This is a genomic window from Pseudoalteromonas arctica A 37-1-2, assembly GCF_000238395.3.
In the GTDB taxonomy this organism is placed as follows: Bacteria; Pseudomonadota; Gammaproteobacteria; order Enterobacterales; family Alteromonadaceae; genus Pseudoalteromonas; species Pseudoalteromonas arctica.
Genome location: NZ_CP011025.1, coordinates 158494 through 174890 on the forward strand (window position 1 = coordinate 158494; position 16397 = coordinate 174890).

Genomic DNA, 16397 nt, shown 5'->3' on the forward strand with positions numbered 1-16397 from the left:
CTCACTTTTACCAAATCATTTCTACAAATTCAGGGTGGTCGATATACGGGTTACGATTGCCTTGAAATTCAAACGCTGCTTGGTTACGGTCAAGTTCCATTTGGCTTACAGGATCGCTGTTATGCCAGTTAAGCAGCATGGCTACAACCCAGTTCTCGAATACTTGGTTGCTTGAACCATTAAGTACAGCATTACTTGAGGTCGTTTTGGTTTGCCAAGTGCCTATTACATTTTCGTAGCGCGTTGCCATGTAAAAATAAGCGCGAGCAAAGTCACCTTTAAATTCGTCAATTGGCTCAAATACAGTACCTGAGTAATTTAATGAATTTGCGGCAGAACCTAATTTACTTCCGTTAGTTGATGTAAATGAAGCGCTTGCTACTTCACCAAATGGGAAGTTACTACGTTTTGAGTTTACATAACCGTCGGTTGCGTAAATATGATGCACATCTGAGTTCATTGGCTCAATAGTGCCGCCAAACCAGCTTTTAGGAAATGAATGCTCACGGTTGTAACAGCCGCCTTCTCCACTATAGTTACCACATTGATCGCTCACCGCAGCATAATTGTAGCTATCTGAGCCGTTTGGTTTTTCGCTATACATATCTAAAATGCTGTTATCGTTTTCAAAGTATGTATCACGTGCAGACGAGTCGTAAAAATTCCAAATAGCCGAGTAACCCTGTGCATTATGATCTTTAATAATATTATAAAGCTCAGTTTTTAGTGCATAACCCGATAGCCCTTGAGCAGTAACATAATAGCCAGTGGGTGTTGGGTTGGTCCCGCCGCCATCACCAGAGCCACTACCTAAAGTAAATGCCGTGCTGTCTGTATTATTAAAACTTGCACCGCTAGCAAGTGTGGTAGAGCCTTGCTTAAGCGCATAACTGCCATTACCTGTTGAACAACACATGCCATCGCCGTAGCTGTCGTTAATAACAAGTGTGTAAGTTCCATCAGTTAGGCATATTTGCTCATCATACTGAGTGTTTGATGCGTAACCACTGCCGTTAGCAAAAGCACTACCTTGATTGTTATTAACGGCCCAGCTAGTTTCGCTACCGTAATTATCGGTATTAAGCGTTAAGGTAAGGCTATTGTCGGTACAGCTTGTTGATGCGCTGCCATCAGCGTTTGGTAAAAAGTTATCTACGTATACGGTTTCGTTGCCATTAAATCCACTTACATCATAAAACCTAAGCCCTACGCTAATTGTTTTATCACTACTTGCTGAATAGCTATGGCTAACTGTTTGCCATTGGTTAGTTTGTGCTTGATTTGAATAGCTTTGATAACCATCTACATACAAGCGAGCTTTAATTTTACCTTCGGTGTGGTAAACATCAGCCGAAAAGTTATAGGTTTTACCTGCTTCTACAGCAACTTGTTGTAGTAAATCAGTGTTACTTTGCGATCCTGTTGTTACATTTACAGCAGCAGAGCTACTACCGCTTTTAACTGTACTGGTTGAGCGAGATAAAGCAATTCCGCTATCTATCGTAGTCCATGCATCAGGTGTATTGCCAGTCCATTGTTCAAAGCCGCCATTAGCTACATTGGCCATTACAGGTAATGAGCCAAGTAACAATGCGGTACTAAGTAGTTTATTTTTATATTTCCCGTGTAACATAGTTGTTCCTATTTTTATTTTGAATGAGGAATATACCCTACATTAGTTAGTTGCAAAATTGTTAATTTAAAGTGCCATAAAAGGCAATAATCGTCCTTTAATCTGTTTTTGAAGGTGTTTTTATAAATTAATAACTAAATGGAATATCAAAGCAGATTCTATTCTTTTTTTATCTATGCAGAGCCCGTTATCCTACATACTTAGAAAACCTCAACAGATACGCTCTGGATGAGGTAAAACTCATTTTTAACAATACACAAAGTGTGTTGTGTTTAATTTTCAGGGTTATGGGGAATCGATTCATGTTGTTAGGTCAACTAAATGCTGCGGCAAGCCCGCTATCGCAAGATCAAGTACAAAAGCTGCAAGGTTTAGTGGCTGAACTTAATCCAATTCAACAAGCGTGGGTAAGTGGTTACTTAGCTGCAAATGCTAATTCGGCTGCGTTAGGTGCTCCTACGGCAGGCGTACCGGCTGCGGGTGATGCAGCAGCGCTAACTATTTTATATGGTTCGCAAACAGGTAACGCAAAAGGTGTAGCTACCAAAATGAAAGAGCAGGCTGAGTCGCGAGGCTTAGCCGTTAAGCTTGTTAGCATGTCAGATTACAAACCAACAGCCCTGAAAAAAGAAAAGTTTTTAACTATCGTTGTATCTACTTACGGCGAAGGTGAGCCACCTGAAGACGCAGAAACACTTCACGAATTTTTAGCCACTAAAAAAGCGCCAAAACTAGACGATGTAAAAATAGCGGTTATTGGCTTAGGTGATTCTAGCTATGAGTTTTTCTGCCAAACAGCAAAAGATTTTGAAGAGCGTTTAAATAAACTCGGTGCGCAAACCATATATCAACGTGCTGATTTAGATGTAGATTACGAAGATGAAGCTGCAACATGGATTGCCGGTGCAGTTGATGCATTTGAACCTGATTTAAAAGCGCAGCAAGAAGCCGCTGGTGGTCAAGTTGTATCAATGCCATTTGGCGCACCAACGACCGCTTCAAGCCAATATACAAAACAAAATCCATTTGAAGCAGAGCTATTAACAGTTCAAAAAATTACCGGTCGCGACTCAACTAAAGATGTACGCCACGTTGAAATTTCGCTTGAAGGTTCTGACATTACTTACACACCAGGTGATTCGTTAGGTGTGTACTTTTTAAATGATGATGTATTAGTTGATGAAGTACTTACACTTACTCAAATAGATGCAACAAGCATTGTAAAAGTAGGTGATGAAGAGCTAAGCGTACGTGATGCACTTATTGAAAAACTAGAGCTGACTCAGTCATACCCAGGTTTTGTAGAAAAATACGCAATAGCAACTGGTACGCCTGAATTATTAAAGCTTGTAGAAGATAAAGCCGCAATGCGTGCGTATATTGAACCTCGCCAAATATTTGATGTAATTCGCCAAAACCCTGCAAAAATTGATGCACAAATATTAGTAGATTGCCTACGTAAACTACAAGCTCGTTTGTACTCAATTGCATCTAGCCAAGCTGAGGTTGAAGACGAAGTACATTTAACACTAGGTCTAGTGCAGTTTGATGCATTTGATAGCGAGCATTTAGGTGGCTGTACTGGTTACTTAACTCGTCGTGCAGAAGAAGGTTGTAAAGTTAAAGTATTTAGCGAACACAACGACAATTTCCGCCTACCCACTAACGATGATACACCTGTGATTATGGTTGGTCCTGGTACGGGTATTGCGCCGTTCCGTGCATTTTTACAAGAACGTGATTCGCGTGAAGCGCAAGGCAAAAACTGGTTGTTTTTTGGTAACCCACATTTCACTCAAGACTTTTTATACCAAGTAGAAATACAGGGTTATTTAAAATCGGGTTTACTTAACAAAGTAGATGTTGCATTTAGCCGCGATCAAGCAGAAAAAGTATACGTACAAGATAAGTTACGCAGTAACAGTAAAGACGTGTTTGAATGGTTAGAAGCTGGCGCTCACTTTTATATTTGTGGCGATGCAAATCGCATGGCAAAAGATGTACACAACGCCTTGCTTGATATTGTTAAAGAAAACACAGGCAAGAGCAATGAAGACGCAGAGCAATATTTAAAAGATTTGCGTAGCGCAAACCGCTATCAGAAAGACGTGTATTAATCACGTTTCTTATTTTATTTAACAGCTAGCAGCCGTCACTGTAACAAATTTAGGATTTAAAATGAGCGAACAAGATAAAAACGTAAAACTTTCTGATAACGAACGTTTGAAAAGAGAAAGTAACTTTTTACGTGGCACCATAGAAAAAGATTTAACAGACGAAATTACTGGTGGCTTTACAGCCGATAACTTTCAGTTAATACGTTTTCACGGTATGTACCAACAAGATGACCGCGATATACGTGGTGAGCGCGCTAAGCAAAAGCTAGAGCCGCTACATAATGTAATGTTACGTGCACGTATGCCTGGCGGTATTATTAAGCCAGAGCAGTGGTTAGCAATCGACAAGTTTGCAGATGACAAAACAAGCTACGGCAGCATTCGTTTAACAACGCGTCAAACGTTTCAGTTTCATGGTGTATTAAAGCCTAATATTAAAGGCATGCACCAAATGCTTGATAGCGTAGGTATAGACTCTATTGCTACAGCGGGTGACGTTAACCGTAATGTGCTTTGTACCACTAACCCAGTTGAGTCTGAGTTACACCAAGAAGCTTACGATTGGGCTGCAAAAATTTCTGAACACTTATTACCAAAAACGAAAGCGTATGCCGAAATTTGGTTAAATGGCGAAAAAGCAGAAACCACAGAAGAGCCAATTTTAGGATCTAATTACTTACCGCGTAAGTTTAAAACCACGGTGACTATTCCACCTAACAACGAAGTTGATGTACACGCTAACGATTTAAACTTTGTGGCAATTGCTGATAACGGCAAACTTGTTGGTTTTAACGTATTAGTGGGCGGTGGCCTTGCCATGACGCACGGCGATACAGCAACGTATCCGCGTAAGGCTGATGACTTTGGCTTTATTACGCTAGAAGATACCTTAAAAATTGCAGAGCATGTTGTATCTGTGCAGCGCGATTGGGGTAATCGTTCAAACCGTAAAAATGCAAAAACTAAATACACATTAGACCGTGTAGGCGTTGATGTATTTAAAGCCGAAGTAGAAAAACGCTCAGGCGTTACGTTTGCACCAAGCCGTCCGTTTGAGTTTACTCATCGTGGCGACCGCATTGGTTGGGTTGAAGGCATTGATGGTAAGCACCACTTAACGCTATTTATTCAAAGTGGTCGTATTTTAGACTACCCAGGCAAACCGCTTAAAACTGGTTGTCGTAAAATTGCAGAAGTTCACCAGGGTGACATGCGTATGACGGCAAACCAAAACTTAATTATTGCTGGCGTACCTGCAGATCAAAAAGCCGTGATTGAAGAAATTGCTCGTAGCCATGGCCTGATTGATGACACAGATTCGCAGCAGCGTAAAAATTCTATGGCGTGTGTTTCACTGCCAACGTGCCCGCTTGCAATGGCCGAAGCAGAGCGTTACTTACCAAGCCTAGTAGAAAAAACTGAAGCATTACTTGCTAAGCACGGTATACCCGATGACAGCATTATTATGCGCGTTGTAGGTTGCCCGAACGGCTGTGGCCGCGCAATGCTTGCAGAAGCAGGTTTAGTAGGTAAAGGCCCAGGTAAGTACAACGTTTACTTAGGTGGTAATTTAGAAGGCACACGTATTCCTAAATTGTACCTTGAGAACGTAGGCGAAGACGTTTACCTAGAAGCATTCGATAAGCTCATTGGCCAATGGGCAAGCGAGCGCAATGACGGTGAGTGTTTTGGTGACTTTGTTATACGCAAAGGCATTGTTGCTGAAGTAAAAGTATCAGTAACCGATTTTCACGCTTAATTAAATACCAGCGCTTTGGCGCTGGTGAGGTTTGGAATTTACCATGAGTGAATTTAAAAACATTTTACAGCTAGATAAACAAAGCCAAACGGCTATGTTAGCTGATGCTAATGGTTTACTAGCGAATAGGAGCGCAGAACAGCGTGTTGCATGGGCGCTTGATAACTTGCCTAATACGGCTTTTTTATCATCTAGCTTTGGTATTCAAGCGGCAGTAATGCTGCATTTAATGACCTCACAACGTCCAGATATTCCCGTTGTATTAACCGATACAGGCTATTTGTTTCCTGAAACGTATCAGTTTATTGAGCAAATGAGTGAGCGTTTATCACTTAACTTAAAGGTGTATAGAGCGCCGCTTAGCCCAGCATGGCAAGAGGCTAAATTTGGTAAACTATGGGAGAAAGGCGAAGACGGCATTAAGCAATATAATCAGCTTAATAAAGTAGAGCCGATGACCCGTGCGTTAAAAGAAATAGAAGCGGGCACGTGGTTTAGTGGTTTGCGCCGCGATCAATCATCTACACGTGCTGATAAACAGTTTGTAGAAATTAGCCGTGGTACCGTTAAAGTGTACCCGATTATTGAATGGTCTAACCGCGACGTGTATCAGTATCTTACTAAGCACGATTTACCTTACCACCCATTATGGGAGCAAGGTTATGTGTCTATGGGAGACGTACATACAACACGTAAGTTAGAACCAGGAATGACAGAGGAAGAAACTCGCTTTTTTGGTTTAAACCGAGAATGCGGACTACACATGGATGGTGACGGTATTTAACGCAGCTTCGGCTGCGTTTTTATTTTTTTATTAGGGTACAAAAAATTGCCTAATTAAGTATTTTTTATTAGACTCAAGGCAATAAAGGATTAATTAAAGCAGGAACGCTATGAAATACTTTACCTACTTAGCTATATCAATCATGGCTATTGCAGTTATCTCTTTGTTTTATTTAAAAAAGCCCGATGGTCAAACATGGCTTTCTGCATCATCAATTAGCAGTGAATCTCAGCAAATTAAAGAAAAAATGGTTGCGCTATCTAGCAATACTTTGGACCAAGCAGTGCAGGGAGTTAAGCAAGCTGGCGATAAAATTGCGAGCAGTATTTCTGATGAACCAATGCCTGAAAGTACTACCTCAAGCAGCAAAATTTTTAAGTGGCAAGACGAAACAGGCCAATGGCACTTTTCTGATACACCTAACCCGCATGCAAAAAGTATTGAAGTAAAACTCGATCCTAAAGATATTACTGTTATTGCAGCAGAAGACACGTCTATTTTAAATACCTCTCCAAGTACAAATACAATGTCGGCTGCACCAGAGGGGATTAGTATTTTGAACCCAGACTCTGTTAAAAAGCTATTTAATGATGCCGAAAATGTAAAAGACAAACTAGAAAAACGTAATAAAGAAATTAATAATTTAAGTGCACTTTAATTATTTAGAGTGAGTACTTTTATGGTTTTTTAAATAACGTTTTTCGGCTTCCATCAATAATACGGTTAAATATATTTTAGTAGGAAGCGACAACAACACGCCTATAGCAATGCATGCCGCCGCTATAATTATTCCTTTAATACCATGATTAACAGTGAAGTAACTCGACACAATTAAAGTGTGGCCAGTCACGATAAGGCACAACCCAAGCACTATTGATGTTTTAAGCAGCCTAATTATCATTGTTTGCGACATAGTTACCTCACTAAGAGTAGCCCTAGGGCCTGTTTATCTTTCGAGGTTAAATTTGCAGCAGTGTGTTTGGTATTTAGGCAAGGCAGAGCCTATGTAGTGTGGTTATTCCCCATGGATAGGCGATAACGTGGAATAAATGCCAAACATGCGCTGCCCGAAGGGTTCTGCCTAGGGGCTATTTACTCTTTGTTGCTCGGTTTTTACTTAGCCCACTAGGTTACAAACCTCACGCCGCGATTAAATAGCCCCTAGGTTGAACAAATTTTAATCCTGAAAGGTCAGCAGGCCTTAGTGTAGGCACGCTTTAAATGCTTAGCATTGATTTAAGACAACAAACAGCACACATAAAAAAGCCCAGCTTATTATTAAGCTGGGCTTTTAAATGTATTAACTACTGTCTTTGTTAGTCGAGCATATTACGCAGTACATATTGTAAAATACCGCCGTGTTTGTAGTAATCCCACTCTTTAGGGGTATCAATACGTACATCAGCACTCAAGGTTACTTTTTTACCTTCGGCATTTGTAGCAATAACGGTTACTTCATCGGTTTTATCGTACAGGCCATCAATATCAAATTGTTCTTGCCCTGTTAACCCATGTGACTCGTAGCTTTCACCTTCTTTAAATTGCAGAGGTAATACACCCATACCAATTAAGTTAGAGCGATGAATACGTTCATAGCTTTGTGCTACAACGGCTTTAACGCCTAATAAAAGTGAGCCTTTAGCAGCCCAGTCACGAGATGAGCCCGTACCGTATTCCTTACCCGCTAAAATAATGAGTGGAGTATTATTTTTTTGATACTCCATTGCTGCATCATAAATGCTCTCTAGCGTATCGCCAGGCTGAGTACGTGTTACGCCACCTTCAGTACCTGGTGCTAGTAAGTTTTTAAGACGCACATTAGCAAACGTACCACGCATCATTACTTCGTGATTACCACGGCGTGAACCGTACGAGTTAAACTGCGCTTTATCTACGCCATTTTCTTGCAAGTATAAACCTGCTGGTGCATCTGCTTTAATAGCCCCTGCTGGAGAAATATGGTCAGTGGTTACTGAATCCCCAAGTTTAGCTAAACAACGTGCGCCTTCGATAGTAGGGATACCTGGTGGTTCTACTTTCATACCATCAAAAAATGGTGCTTTTTTAATATAGGTAGATGCGTCATCCCAATCGTAAAGTTTGCCATCTGGTATTTTAATTTGCTGCCAACGGCTATCGCCTTCGTAAACGTTAGCGTAGCTTTTTTCGAACATTTCTTTAGTTACTGTTTCTTTAACTAGGTCACTTACTTCTTTAACGCTTGGCCAAATGTTTTTAAGGTAAATATCGTTACCGTTAGCATCTTGAGCAAGGGGTTCGTTGTATACGTCAATATCGGTTCTGCCCGCAATGGCGTAAGCAACAACAAGCGGGGGGGACGCTAAAAAGTTCATTTTAACATCTTGGTGAATACGACCTTCAAAGTTACGGTTACCCGATAAAATAGAGCTAACCACTAATTTATGCTTTTGAATCGCATCTGATATTTCAGTCGCTAGTGGGCCTGAGTTACCAATACAGGTAGTACAACCATAGCCAACTAAGTTAAAGCCTAAGCTTTCTAAGTCGTCCATTAAGCCGGCTTTTTCTAGGTAGTCTGTAACTACTTTAGAACCTGGAGCAAGTGATGTTTTAACCCAAGGTTTTACATTAATTCCTAACTGCTTTGCTTTTTTAGCAACCAAACCAGCAGCTAAAATTACACTCGGATTAGAGGTGTTAGTACAGCTGGTAATCGCGGCAATAACGCAAGCGCCATCGTTTAACTCAAACTCTTGCCCTTTAAATTTAACCTTGGCGGCGCCCATAAACTGCGCTTCGTTAACTGGTTCATCTGGATTTGTTGTTGGCCCTTCACTTTCAATACGAGCTTGTTCTTCGTCGCTATTATCACGACGAGCCATACGTTCATCTTGAAAGTTTTTTAAATGCTGGCTAATCACTTCACCAGCCTTGTCTAGGGAAATTCTATCCTGTGGTCGTTTAGGGCCTGCAAGGCTTGGTACAACATCACCTAGTTTAAGCTCGAGTGTATCGGTATAGCTAGCTTCGTCACCATCGTTACGCCATAAACCTTGGTGTTTTGCGTAATCCTCAATTACCTTTAGGTGACTTTCGTCGCGGTTTGTTAAGCGAAGGTAGTTAATGGTTTCATCATCAATTGGGAAAATACCACACGTAGCGCCGTATTCTGGTGCCATATTCGCTATGGTTGCTCTATCGGCAAGTGGTAAGTCGGCAAGGCCATCACCATAAAACTCTACAAATTTACCCACTACACCATGGTTACGCAGTATTTCGGTTACAGTTAACACTAAATCGGTTGCGGTCGTACCTTCAGGTAAGCGGCCGCTTAGCTTCATACCGACTACTTGTGGAATGAGTAAGCTAATTGGCTGACCAAGCATGGCTGCTTCGGCTTCAATGCCGCCGACACCCCAACCAAGCACACCTAAGCCATTAATCATGGTGGTGTGAGAGTCAGTCCCTACAAGCGTATCTGGGTAAGCGAATTTTTTGCCGTCGCGCTCTTCATTAAAAACAACGCGCGCTAAGTATTCTAGGTTTACTTGGTGAACAATGCCGGTTGCTGGTGGCACTACTTTTAAATTATCAAAAGCGGTTTGTCCCCAACGTAAAAATTCATAACGTTCTTTATTTCGGTCGTATTCAAGTTTTGCATTTAAATCAAATGCACCATCATTTCCGTAGCCATCTACTTGTACCGAATGGTCAATAACAAGTTCAGCAGGTGATAACGGGTTTATTTTTGCAGGATCTCCACCTAGTTTTTCCATTGCGTCACGCATCGCGGCTAAATCTACAATAGCGGGTACACCGGTAAAATCTTGCATAACAACACGGGCGGGAGTAAAGGCAACTTCAGATGCAGGCTTTGCTTGAGGATCCCAATTAAGAAGGGCTTGAATGTCTTGTTCTTTTATATTTGCGCCATCTTCGTTACGAAGAAGGTTTTCAAGTAATACTTTTAAGGAAAAGGGCAGTCGTTTCGCTTTGTCGCCAAGTCCTTTTAGAGAATGAATATGATATTGCTCACCATTTATTGTGAGCTGATGTTGGGTATCGAAACTATTATTCATTATTTGCCCCTTTATGAATTAGAAAAATATTTTGAAGAGTGACCTCTGTAGTGTTCGAGTTGCAAAGTACATACCAGTGTAAAAAAATCGTGTTTAGAGAACGAATTTTATACAGTTAATATAGTAGAGATGATGCTGAAAAGTTTAATTTCAAGAGATGATTTGAAAGAGGTAGGGTCAAAAGTTATTTCGACCCTTATTAATTACTGTAACCAACCGTGTTGCTTACCCTTAATACTCAAACAAAGTAAAGCGATGGCAATAACGATTACAAATATAGGCATAAATACAGCACTTGCACCAAGTAGCTCAATACTGTTTATGACCACAAAATTATAATATTGCTGAATTAAAATAGCGCCGAGCGATAGCGCAAAAGTAGGTGTTGCCAGCGCGTTTTTAGCAAGTAAAAACAGACAACCAAAAGTGCTTCCAAATACAGCTATAGCAAATGCAATGGTTGACCAAATAGGAACGTTAGAGTAGGCAGCTTGTTGATCTAGCGGGAGTTTACCTATCATTTCGGGTGTCATCATCATGTGCATAGCAAATGCAATAACGCCAAGTAAGTTCCATACGAGTGCCGCCCATGCAACGGGCTTAAACCAATTTTTAGGTGTTTTAACAGACATTTTATAACCTTGTTTTTATTATTATTAACTAGGTTATTAAAGAGTAAAAAGGCCAACTATACAAGTTGACCTTTTTATATAAAAAGAGGGCTTTTAAATGCTTAACCAAATGAAATAGGTCGACGACCTGTTTTATCATCTACTTTTGGCTTTTTAGTTCGCTTACGCTTACTTTTAGCTGGCTGATTTGTTGGTTGTGGTGCAGCTTGCTTTGACTCTGCTTGAGTTTGTACCGCAGGCTTTTCTGCAGGTGTTGCATCTTCACTAAGCGCAAGTTTAAAAAATTCACCATCAAATTCTAATACATCGCCACTGTATAATTTTTTCCGCTTTATTGTACAAATTTCATGGTTAACACCCACATAGCCTTCGGTAATTAGGTTTTTAGCTTGGCCGCCACCTTCAACTAAGTTTAGTACTTTTAATAATTTACAGAGCTCAATCGGCTCTTCTTCTAATTCTATTTCTATGTATTCTTCGTTCATATTTGCTCTCGGTGGGGTAACGCACAAGCTGTAGTATAAAGGCTTGCAGCTACTTTTGCACCAAAGCAAGTGACTTTCGCTAATTGTAATACGTAAATAGCTATGAAATTTTTTATGTATTTTATCTGTCTTTAAAAAAACTGAAGCAATTGAAGAGTAACCTTTGCAGCAGTTAATTTTACGTATGGCCTGCTAATTGCTAAAACTTTGGCGGATTAAATAGTTTTCATTAAATGGAGTAGGAAATGGGCGTAAGATTGGCAATGAAAAAAGAGCTAATGGGATTAGACAATTCAGGTATGTTAACTGCTGACGATGTTAGAGAGCACCTTGCTAATTCTGTAAAAAAGCAAGCTGATCAAGATGAGCGCGGTTTTTCTGTAATTTCAAAGTTCAATGATACCCATAGCCGTTTAGTTAGTGGTGATGCCACGAGAAAAACAAAACTTGAGTTTGAACGACATCGTTTATTTAAAGAAGTTTTATATACTCGCAAAAGTGTTGATGCTTGGTTGGATAGCCAAACAAATTAAATTGCTATAAATAGTTACCTTTAATAGACTACAATTGTAATCAAAAAGGGGGTAACTATGAAAAGTGGAATTTTAATATGTGTGTTGGCATTACTATTAGCTGCGTGCCAACAACCTACCGTGTATGTATTTAGTGAAAACTTGCAAGATGAACAGAGCAATCAGCTCGATGCTGCGCTAAAAGCACAATCGCTCCCTTATGAATATGTACCGCTGGCAATCCCACCTGATTTTGGTGAGGCTACATTACTCTTATCAAGTGACAAAATTTACCCAAAAGAGACTGAGCAGTTAGCTACTATTATGCAGGGGCTAGGTTACGAGCCACAAGTTAACTATACAACGCGTTCAAATCATTTTTATGGTGATGGCAATATAGGCTTTTATCTAAAAAATGCAGTGGCGGGTACAACCTTTGTTATGCCTAAAAAGTTACGAACAACTCAATGCAGCGAAGACAAGTACAATGATTTACTCGTCACATTTACAAATAAATATGCTGACTTTACCTTACCCAGTGGCGCTGTTGTAAGGTTAGATTGGGAGTTTTTGTACGGTTACGTTGTCATTTATTATAAAACCTACTCGCAAACATACAGTCACTCGCAACCACTTATAAATACGCCCTTTGGCGCCAAACCATCCGATACTTACAGGTTTACAGCTCACGTTAATAACCCCAGCTGGCTTGATTGCTCACTACAAATTATTTATATGGACTGAGTGATAGAGCTAACCGTGAGTTTCTATATGCTCGCTTAGTTTGGCAATGCGCAGACTCATACCTTCTATAATTCGGTCTTTAATTTTTTCGCGGATAACATTAGGTAAACGAGTGAGTGCTTCAGGGGTAATAGCGAGGACTATACTGTCGGTTTTAGCGCGAGCACTGGTGCTGCGTTCTCGGTTATTTATAAAGGCACCTTCACCTATAAATTCACCGGGCTCTATAGTGCCAAGTTCTAGCAAATGATTATGTTTAAATACTAATAACGCGCCGCTAAGTACAATGTACAAACGTTTGTCGTTATCGTATTGCTTAAATAAAAATTGATGCTGGCTTACTAAATACAACAGGCCGAACGACTCTAATAAGACTTGGCGCTCGCTGAGCGTAAATTCTTTAAAAAAGTGCAGCCTGTTTATAATTTCCATTTGTTTGAATAATGGAATATGTTCGATTAGCTTCATCAATAACCAAATGTGTTAAAAGCGTTTAATCAGCTAATATTGCGCTCTTTTAATTTTCGGGTCAACGTGTTGCGTCCCCAACCAATTTTTATAGCAGCATCTTGCTTATGACCAGAACAATTAGCCAGTGCGGTTTTAATTAAGCGAGTTTCTAGCTGGGCTTGAATGTCAGGCCAAATATTTTCTTTGCCTTGTTTAAGCTCTTGATTAAGCCATTGCTGAAACGCATCTAGCCAATCACCTTCTTCCTGGGTTGGCGAAGCATCCAGAATCTCTGGCGGTAAGTCTTGCTCGCTTACAAGCTCACCCGGTGCCATTACAGTAAGCCAGCGACAGGTGTTTTCTAATTGGCGTACATTGCCTGGCCAATTAAATAAGCGTAATTGCTCAGTTGCCTTAGGGCTCAGCACTTTGCTTTCTACTTGTAGCTCTTTAGCGCTTTTATGTAAAAAGTGTTGCGATAAGCTTTCTATATCTTCAGTACGCTCTCGAAGAGCAGGTAAACGTAGGCGCACAACATTAAGACGATGAAATAAATCATCCCTAAACTTGCCCTGTTTAACTAAATCTTCAAGGTTTTGGTGCGTAGCCGCAATAATACGCACATCTACTTTTATACTTTGATGGCCACCAACGCGATAAAACTCACCATCGGCAAGAACGCGTAATAAACGTGTTTGTACATCAAGTGGCATATCACCAATTTCATCTAAAAATAGTGTGCCGCCATTGGCTTGCTCAAAACGGCCTTTACGCACGCTGTCGGCGCCCGTAAATGCGCCTTTTTCGTGGCCAAATAACTCTGACTCAACAAGCTCTTTTGGAATGGCTGCCATGTTAAGTGCAATAAATTGGTTTTCTTTACGTGGGCTATGATTGTGTAGCGCACTGGCGACAAGTTCTTTACCTGTTCCAGATTCACCATTTATTAATACGCTCATGCTAGAGGCCGATAGTTTACCTATCGCTCTAAACACTTCTTGCATTGCGGGCGCTTCACCAATTATGTGGGCACTTTTTGGTGGAGCTTGCTTGCGTTTAGTTTTTTTAGTGGAGTTTGCTCTGCATGCGCTTTCGACTAGCGCCACTGCTTCATTTAAATCAAACGGCTTAGCGAGGTATTCAAAAGCACCTTTTTGGAATGCATTTACAGCTGAGTCTAAATCTGAGTGCGCAGTCATTATAATAACCGGCAGCCCAGGGTTTTGCTCTGCAATAAGTTCAAGCAACGCCATACCATCCATACCAGGCATTCGTACGTCAGAAACTAAAACAGTAGGTTGGCTAAACTTTAGTGCGCTTAGTACATCTTGCGCATTAGCAAAGCTCTCTGTGTTAAACCCTGCACGGGTTAGTGCTTTTTCAAGTACAAATCGAATAGAAGCATCATCATCTACAAGCCAAACTGTTTTCATGCAAACTCCAAACATTAATCTGCAAAGGGCAGATAGATATTAAATTCAGTATGTCCAGGCCAGCTATCACATTCTATATAGCCATCATGTTGATCTATCAGTGTTTGCGCTATTGAGAGTCCTAACCCAGAGCCACCTTCTTTATTGGTGATCATAGGGTAGAACAGTGTTTCGCGTACACTGGGATCAATACCTGGTCCGTTATCAGATATTTGGATCAACAAGGCTTTTTTAGGTGCTTTACCTGGGCGACGATGCTGATGATTAATGCGGGTTTTTATTGTTATTTCACCGCCATCTACAAGCGCCTGTTGGGCATTTCGAACAATGTTTAATACCACTTGCTGAATTTTGCCTTGATCAATGTATACATCAGGAATACTTGGGTCGTAATCTTTAACTAAGCTAATGTTAGAACAATTATCTAACGTACTTAGCCTTGCAACTGATTCAAGTGATTGGTGTATATTGCCATACGATTTTTGCGGAAGTTGATTGGGCCCCAAAAGCCTATCTACTAGTTCGCGTAATCGGTCGGCTTGCTCAATGATGAGCTCAGCACATTGATCTCTTTCTTGTTGATCAACCTCATACTGCAATAACTGCGCCGCTCCGCGAATTCCACCTAAAGGATTTTTAATTTCGTGAGCTAAGCCTCTAATTAGGTTTCGGGCAGCTTGATATTGATGCATTTGATTAGACGCTTGGTCGTGCTTAATTTCGTCATCGGTTTGGCGCCACTCAAATAAAATATAAAGCGAGCCATTAAACTTAATTTGTCGTGTACTTACGGCTACTTTTGCATGGCGAGAATCGCTAAAAACCACGTCAGCTCTATGCTGCTGGCAATCTACGCCTTCAACTAATGAGTATTGTTCTATACGCTGTAAATCGATTGAATGGTAGTTAAAAAGGCTATCAAACGGTTGATCTAATAGGCGCTTATTACCAAGGCCAAGCAGCTCGCTAGTACTAGTATTGGCATATACAACGGTGAAGTTTTTATCAAGTAACATGATAGCGGTTGTTTGATTTTGCCAAATGGCATCGAGTAGCTCAGGGCTAAAGTTTTTATTATTAATCATAGCTGCACCATTTTAGTGCGTGGATGTTTGCAAGCAAGTTATATGGCTAAATACACTGCTGCACGTTTAGTAATGCCCCAATTTAGTTACCTAGGTTTAGCCCTTTTCGGTGCATAAAAAATATGCAGGGTTCGCTTGTAGCAATAACTTGGTTTTTACTATTAAAAAGCTTTAATTGTAGTGTGTGCTGACCACGTTCTACATCTCTAATTGCAAAGGTTGAGCTGTCACTGGCTGGGCCGTGTGCTTTACCATCAATAAAAAGTTGTATAGTAAAACCAGTTTCAAAGCGTGGTTTTATTCGGCTAGTTACATAAACAGTGCCGGTATTTTCACGAATAGTCTGGTTATGATCAGGTGAGGAAATAGCAATACTAAAGGCCGCTTGTTGAGGCTGAGGTTGCTCGTCAAAAATGTCAGTATTTGTTGCAGGCATATTAAGATCTTGGCTGGTGAGCTTTACCTCTTGGGCCCCTTTATGAGGGGTGTCTGAGAACACTAATACGCCATTTTTATCTTTCCAAGCGTATATTTTTGTTTCACCGGCATAACTATAATTACTTAATCCTAAAGTAATTAATAGTAATAAAATCTTGTTATTCACTCTGCAGCCCTGCATTTTTATCGGTAACTTAACTTTAGTGGAGATTGACTAATTTTACCATTAAAAAAGCCCGCAAAGCGGGCTTGAGAACACACATA

15 protein-coding genes are annotated in these 16397 nt (G+C 40.5%); 6 read left to right on the forward strand and 9 right to left on the reverse strand.

The features are described 5' to 3' along the window. Nucleotides 1–7: 7 nt before the first annotated feature. A complete protein-coding gene (locus tag PARC_RS00750) occupies nucleotides 8–1633 on the reverse strand; it encodes an endonuclease (RefSeq protein WP_010554780.1) in 1626 nt (541 codons plus the stop codon). 302 nt (nucleotides 1634–1935) lie between these two features. Between PARC_RS00750 and PARC_RS00755 the strand changes: the two genes are divergently transcribed. The 4 genes from PARC_RS00755 (at nucleotide 1936) to PARC_RS00770 (ending at nucleotide 6951) form a co-directional block, all read left to right on the forward strand. Then, nucleotides 1936–3750, forward strand: a complete 1815-nt coding sequence (locus PARC_RS00755; RefSeq protein ID WP_010554781.1) for an assimilatory sulfite reductase (NADPH) flavoprotein subunit — start codon at nucleotides 1936–1938, stop codon at nucleotides 3748–3750. Between the two features lie 61 nt (nucleotides 3751–3811). After that, on the forward strand, nucleotides 3812–5509 hold the full coding sequence (cysI, locus tag PARC_RS00760) for an assimilatory sulfite reductase (NADPH) hemoprotein subunit (protein ID WP_007582193.1): 1698 nt from the start codon (nucleotides 3812–3814) through the stop codon (nucleotides 5507–5509). Nucleotides 5510–5552: 43 nt separating this feature from the next. Next, nucleotides 5553–6293, forward strand: coding sequence for a phosphoadenylyl-sulfate reductase (locus tag PARC_RS00765; protein WP_010554782.1), 741 nt, complete (start codon nucleotides 5553–5555; stop codon nucleotides 6291–6293). Nucleotides 6294–6402: 109 nt separating this feature from the next. Next, nucleotides 6403–6951 (forward strand): DUF4124 domain-containing protein, encoded by a 549-nt coding sequence (locus tag PARC_RS00770; RefSeq protein ID WP_010554783.1) that lies wholly within the window; start codon nucleotides 6403–6405, stop codon nucleotides 6949–6951. Here PARC_RS00770 and PARC_RS00775 read toward each other — a convergent pair whose 3' ends face one another. The 4 genes from PARC_RS00775 to PARC_RS00790 all read right to left on the reverse strand — a co-directional run bounded on the left by PARC_RS00775 (nucleotide 6952) and on the right by PARC_RS00790 (nucleotide 11471). Further along, nucleotides 6952–7206, reverse strand: a complete 255-nt coding sequence (locus tag PARC_RS00775; protein WP_010554784.1) for a hypothetical protein — start codon at nucleotides 7204–7206, stop codon at nucleotides 6952–6954. It lies immediately after the preceding gene. Nucleotides 7207–7609: 403 nt separating this feature from the next. Continuing rightward, entirely contained in the window at nucleotides 7610–10354 is a 2745-nt protein-coding gene (gene acnA / locus PARC_RS00780; RefSeq protein ID WP_010554785.1) for an aconitate hydratase AcnA, read from the reverse strand. 203 nt (nucleotides 10355–10557) lie between these two features. Next, nucleotides 10558–10986 carry a hypothetical protein gene (locus PARC_RS00785; RefSeq protein WP_010554786.1) on the reverse strand — a complete coding sequence of 143 codons (429 nt, stop codon included), beginning with the start codon at nucleotides 10984–10986 and terminating at the stop codon, nucleotides 10558–10560. Between the two features lie 101 nt (nucleotides 10987–11087). Continuing rightward, a complete protein-coding gene (locus tag PARC_RS00790; protein ID WP_010554787.1) occupies nucleotides 11088–11471 on the reverse strand; it encodes an RNA-binding S4 domain-containing protein in 384 nt (127 codons plus the stop codon). A gap of 245 nt (nucleotides 11472–11716) precedes the next feature. Between PARC_RS00790 and PARC_RS00795 the strand changes: the two genes are divergently transcribed. Both PARC_RS00795 and PARC_RS00800 read left to right on the forward strand, forming a co-directional pair. Beyond that, nucleotides 11717–12004, forward strand: a complete 288-nt coding sequence (locus PARC_RS00795; protein ID WP_007582180.1) for a hypothetical protein — start codon at nucleotides 11717–11719, stop codon at nucleotides 12002–12004. Between the two features lie 57 nt (nucleotides 12005–12061). Further along, on the forward strand, nucleotides 12062–12727 hold the full coding sequence (locus tag PARC_RS00800; RefSeq protein ID WP_010554788.1) for a hypothetical protein: 666 nt from the start codon (nucleotides 12062–12064) through the stop codon (nucleotides 12725–12727). Nucleotides 12728–12736: 9 nt separating this feature from the next. Here the strand turns inward: PARC_RS00800 and PARC_RS00805 are convergent, their stop codons facing one another. From PARC_RS00805 to PARC_RS00820, 4 genes are all read right to left on the reverse strand, one after another. Then, nucleotides 12737–13195, reverse strand: coding sequence for a cyclic nucleotide-binding domain-containing protein (locus PARC_RS00805; RefSeq protein WP_010554789.1), 459 nt, complete (start codon nucleotides 13193–13195; stop codon nucleotides 12737–12739). Between the two features lie 29 nt (nucleotides 13196–13224). After that, nucleotides 13225–14610 (reverse strand): nitrogen regulation protein NR(I), encoded by a 1386-nt coding sequence (gene ntrC, locus PARC_RS00810; RefSeq protein WP_007582175.1) that lies wholly within the window; start codon nucleotides 14608–14610, stop codon nucleotides 13225–13227. Nucleotides 14611–14624: 14 nt separating this feature from the next. Then, nucleotides 14625–15695, reverse strand: a complete 1071-nt coding sequence (gene glnL, locus PARC_RS00815) for a nitrogen regulation protein NR(II) (protein WP_010554790.1) — start codon at nucleotides 15693–15695, stop codon at nucleotides 14625–14627. A gap of 82 nt (nucleotides 15696–15777) precedes the next feature. Next, entirely contained in the window at nucleotides 15778–16299 is a 522-nt protein-coding gene (locus PARC_RS00820) for a DUF4124 domain-containing protein (RefSeq protein WP_010554791.1), read from the reverse strand. Nucleotides 16300–16397 lie beyond the last annotated feature (98 nt).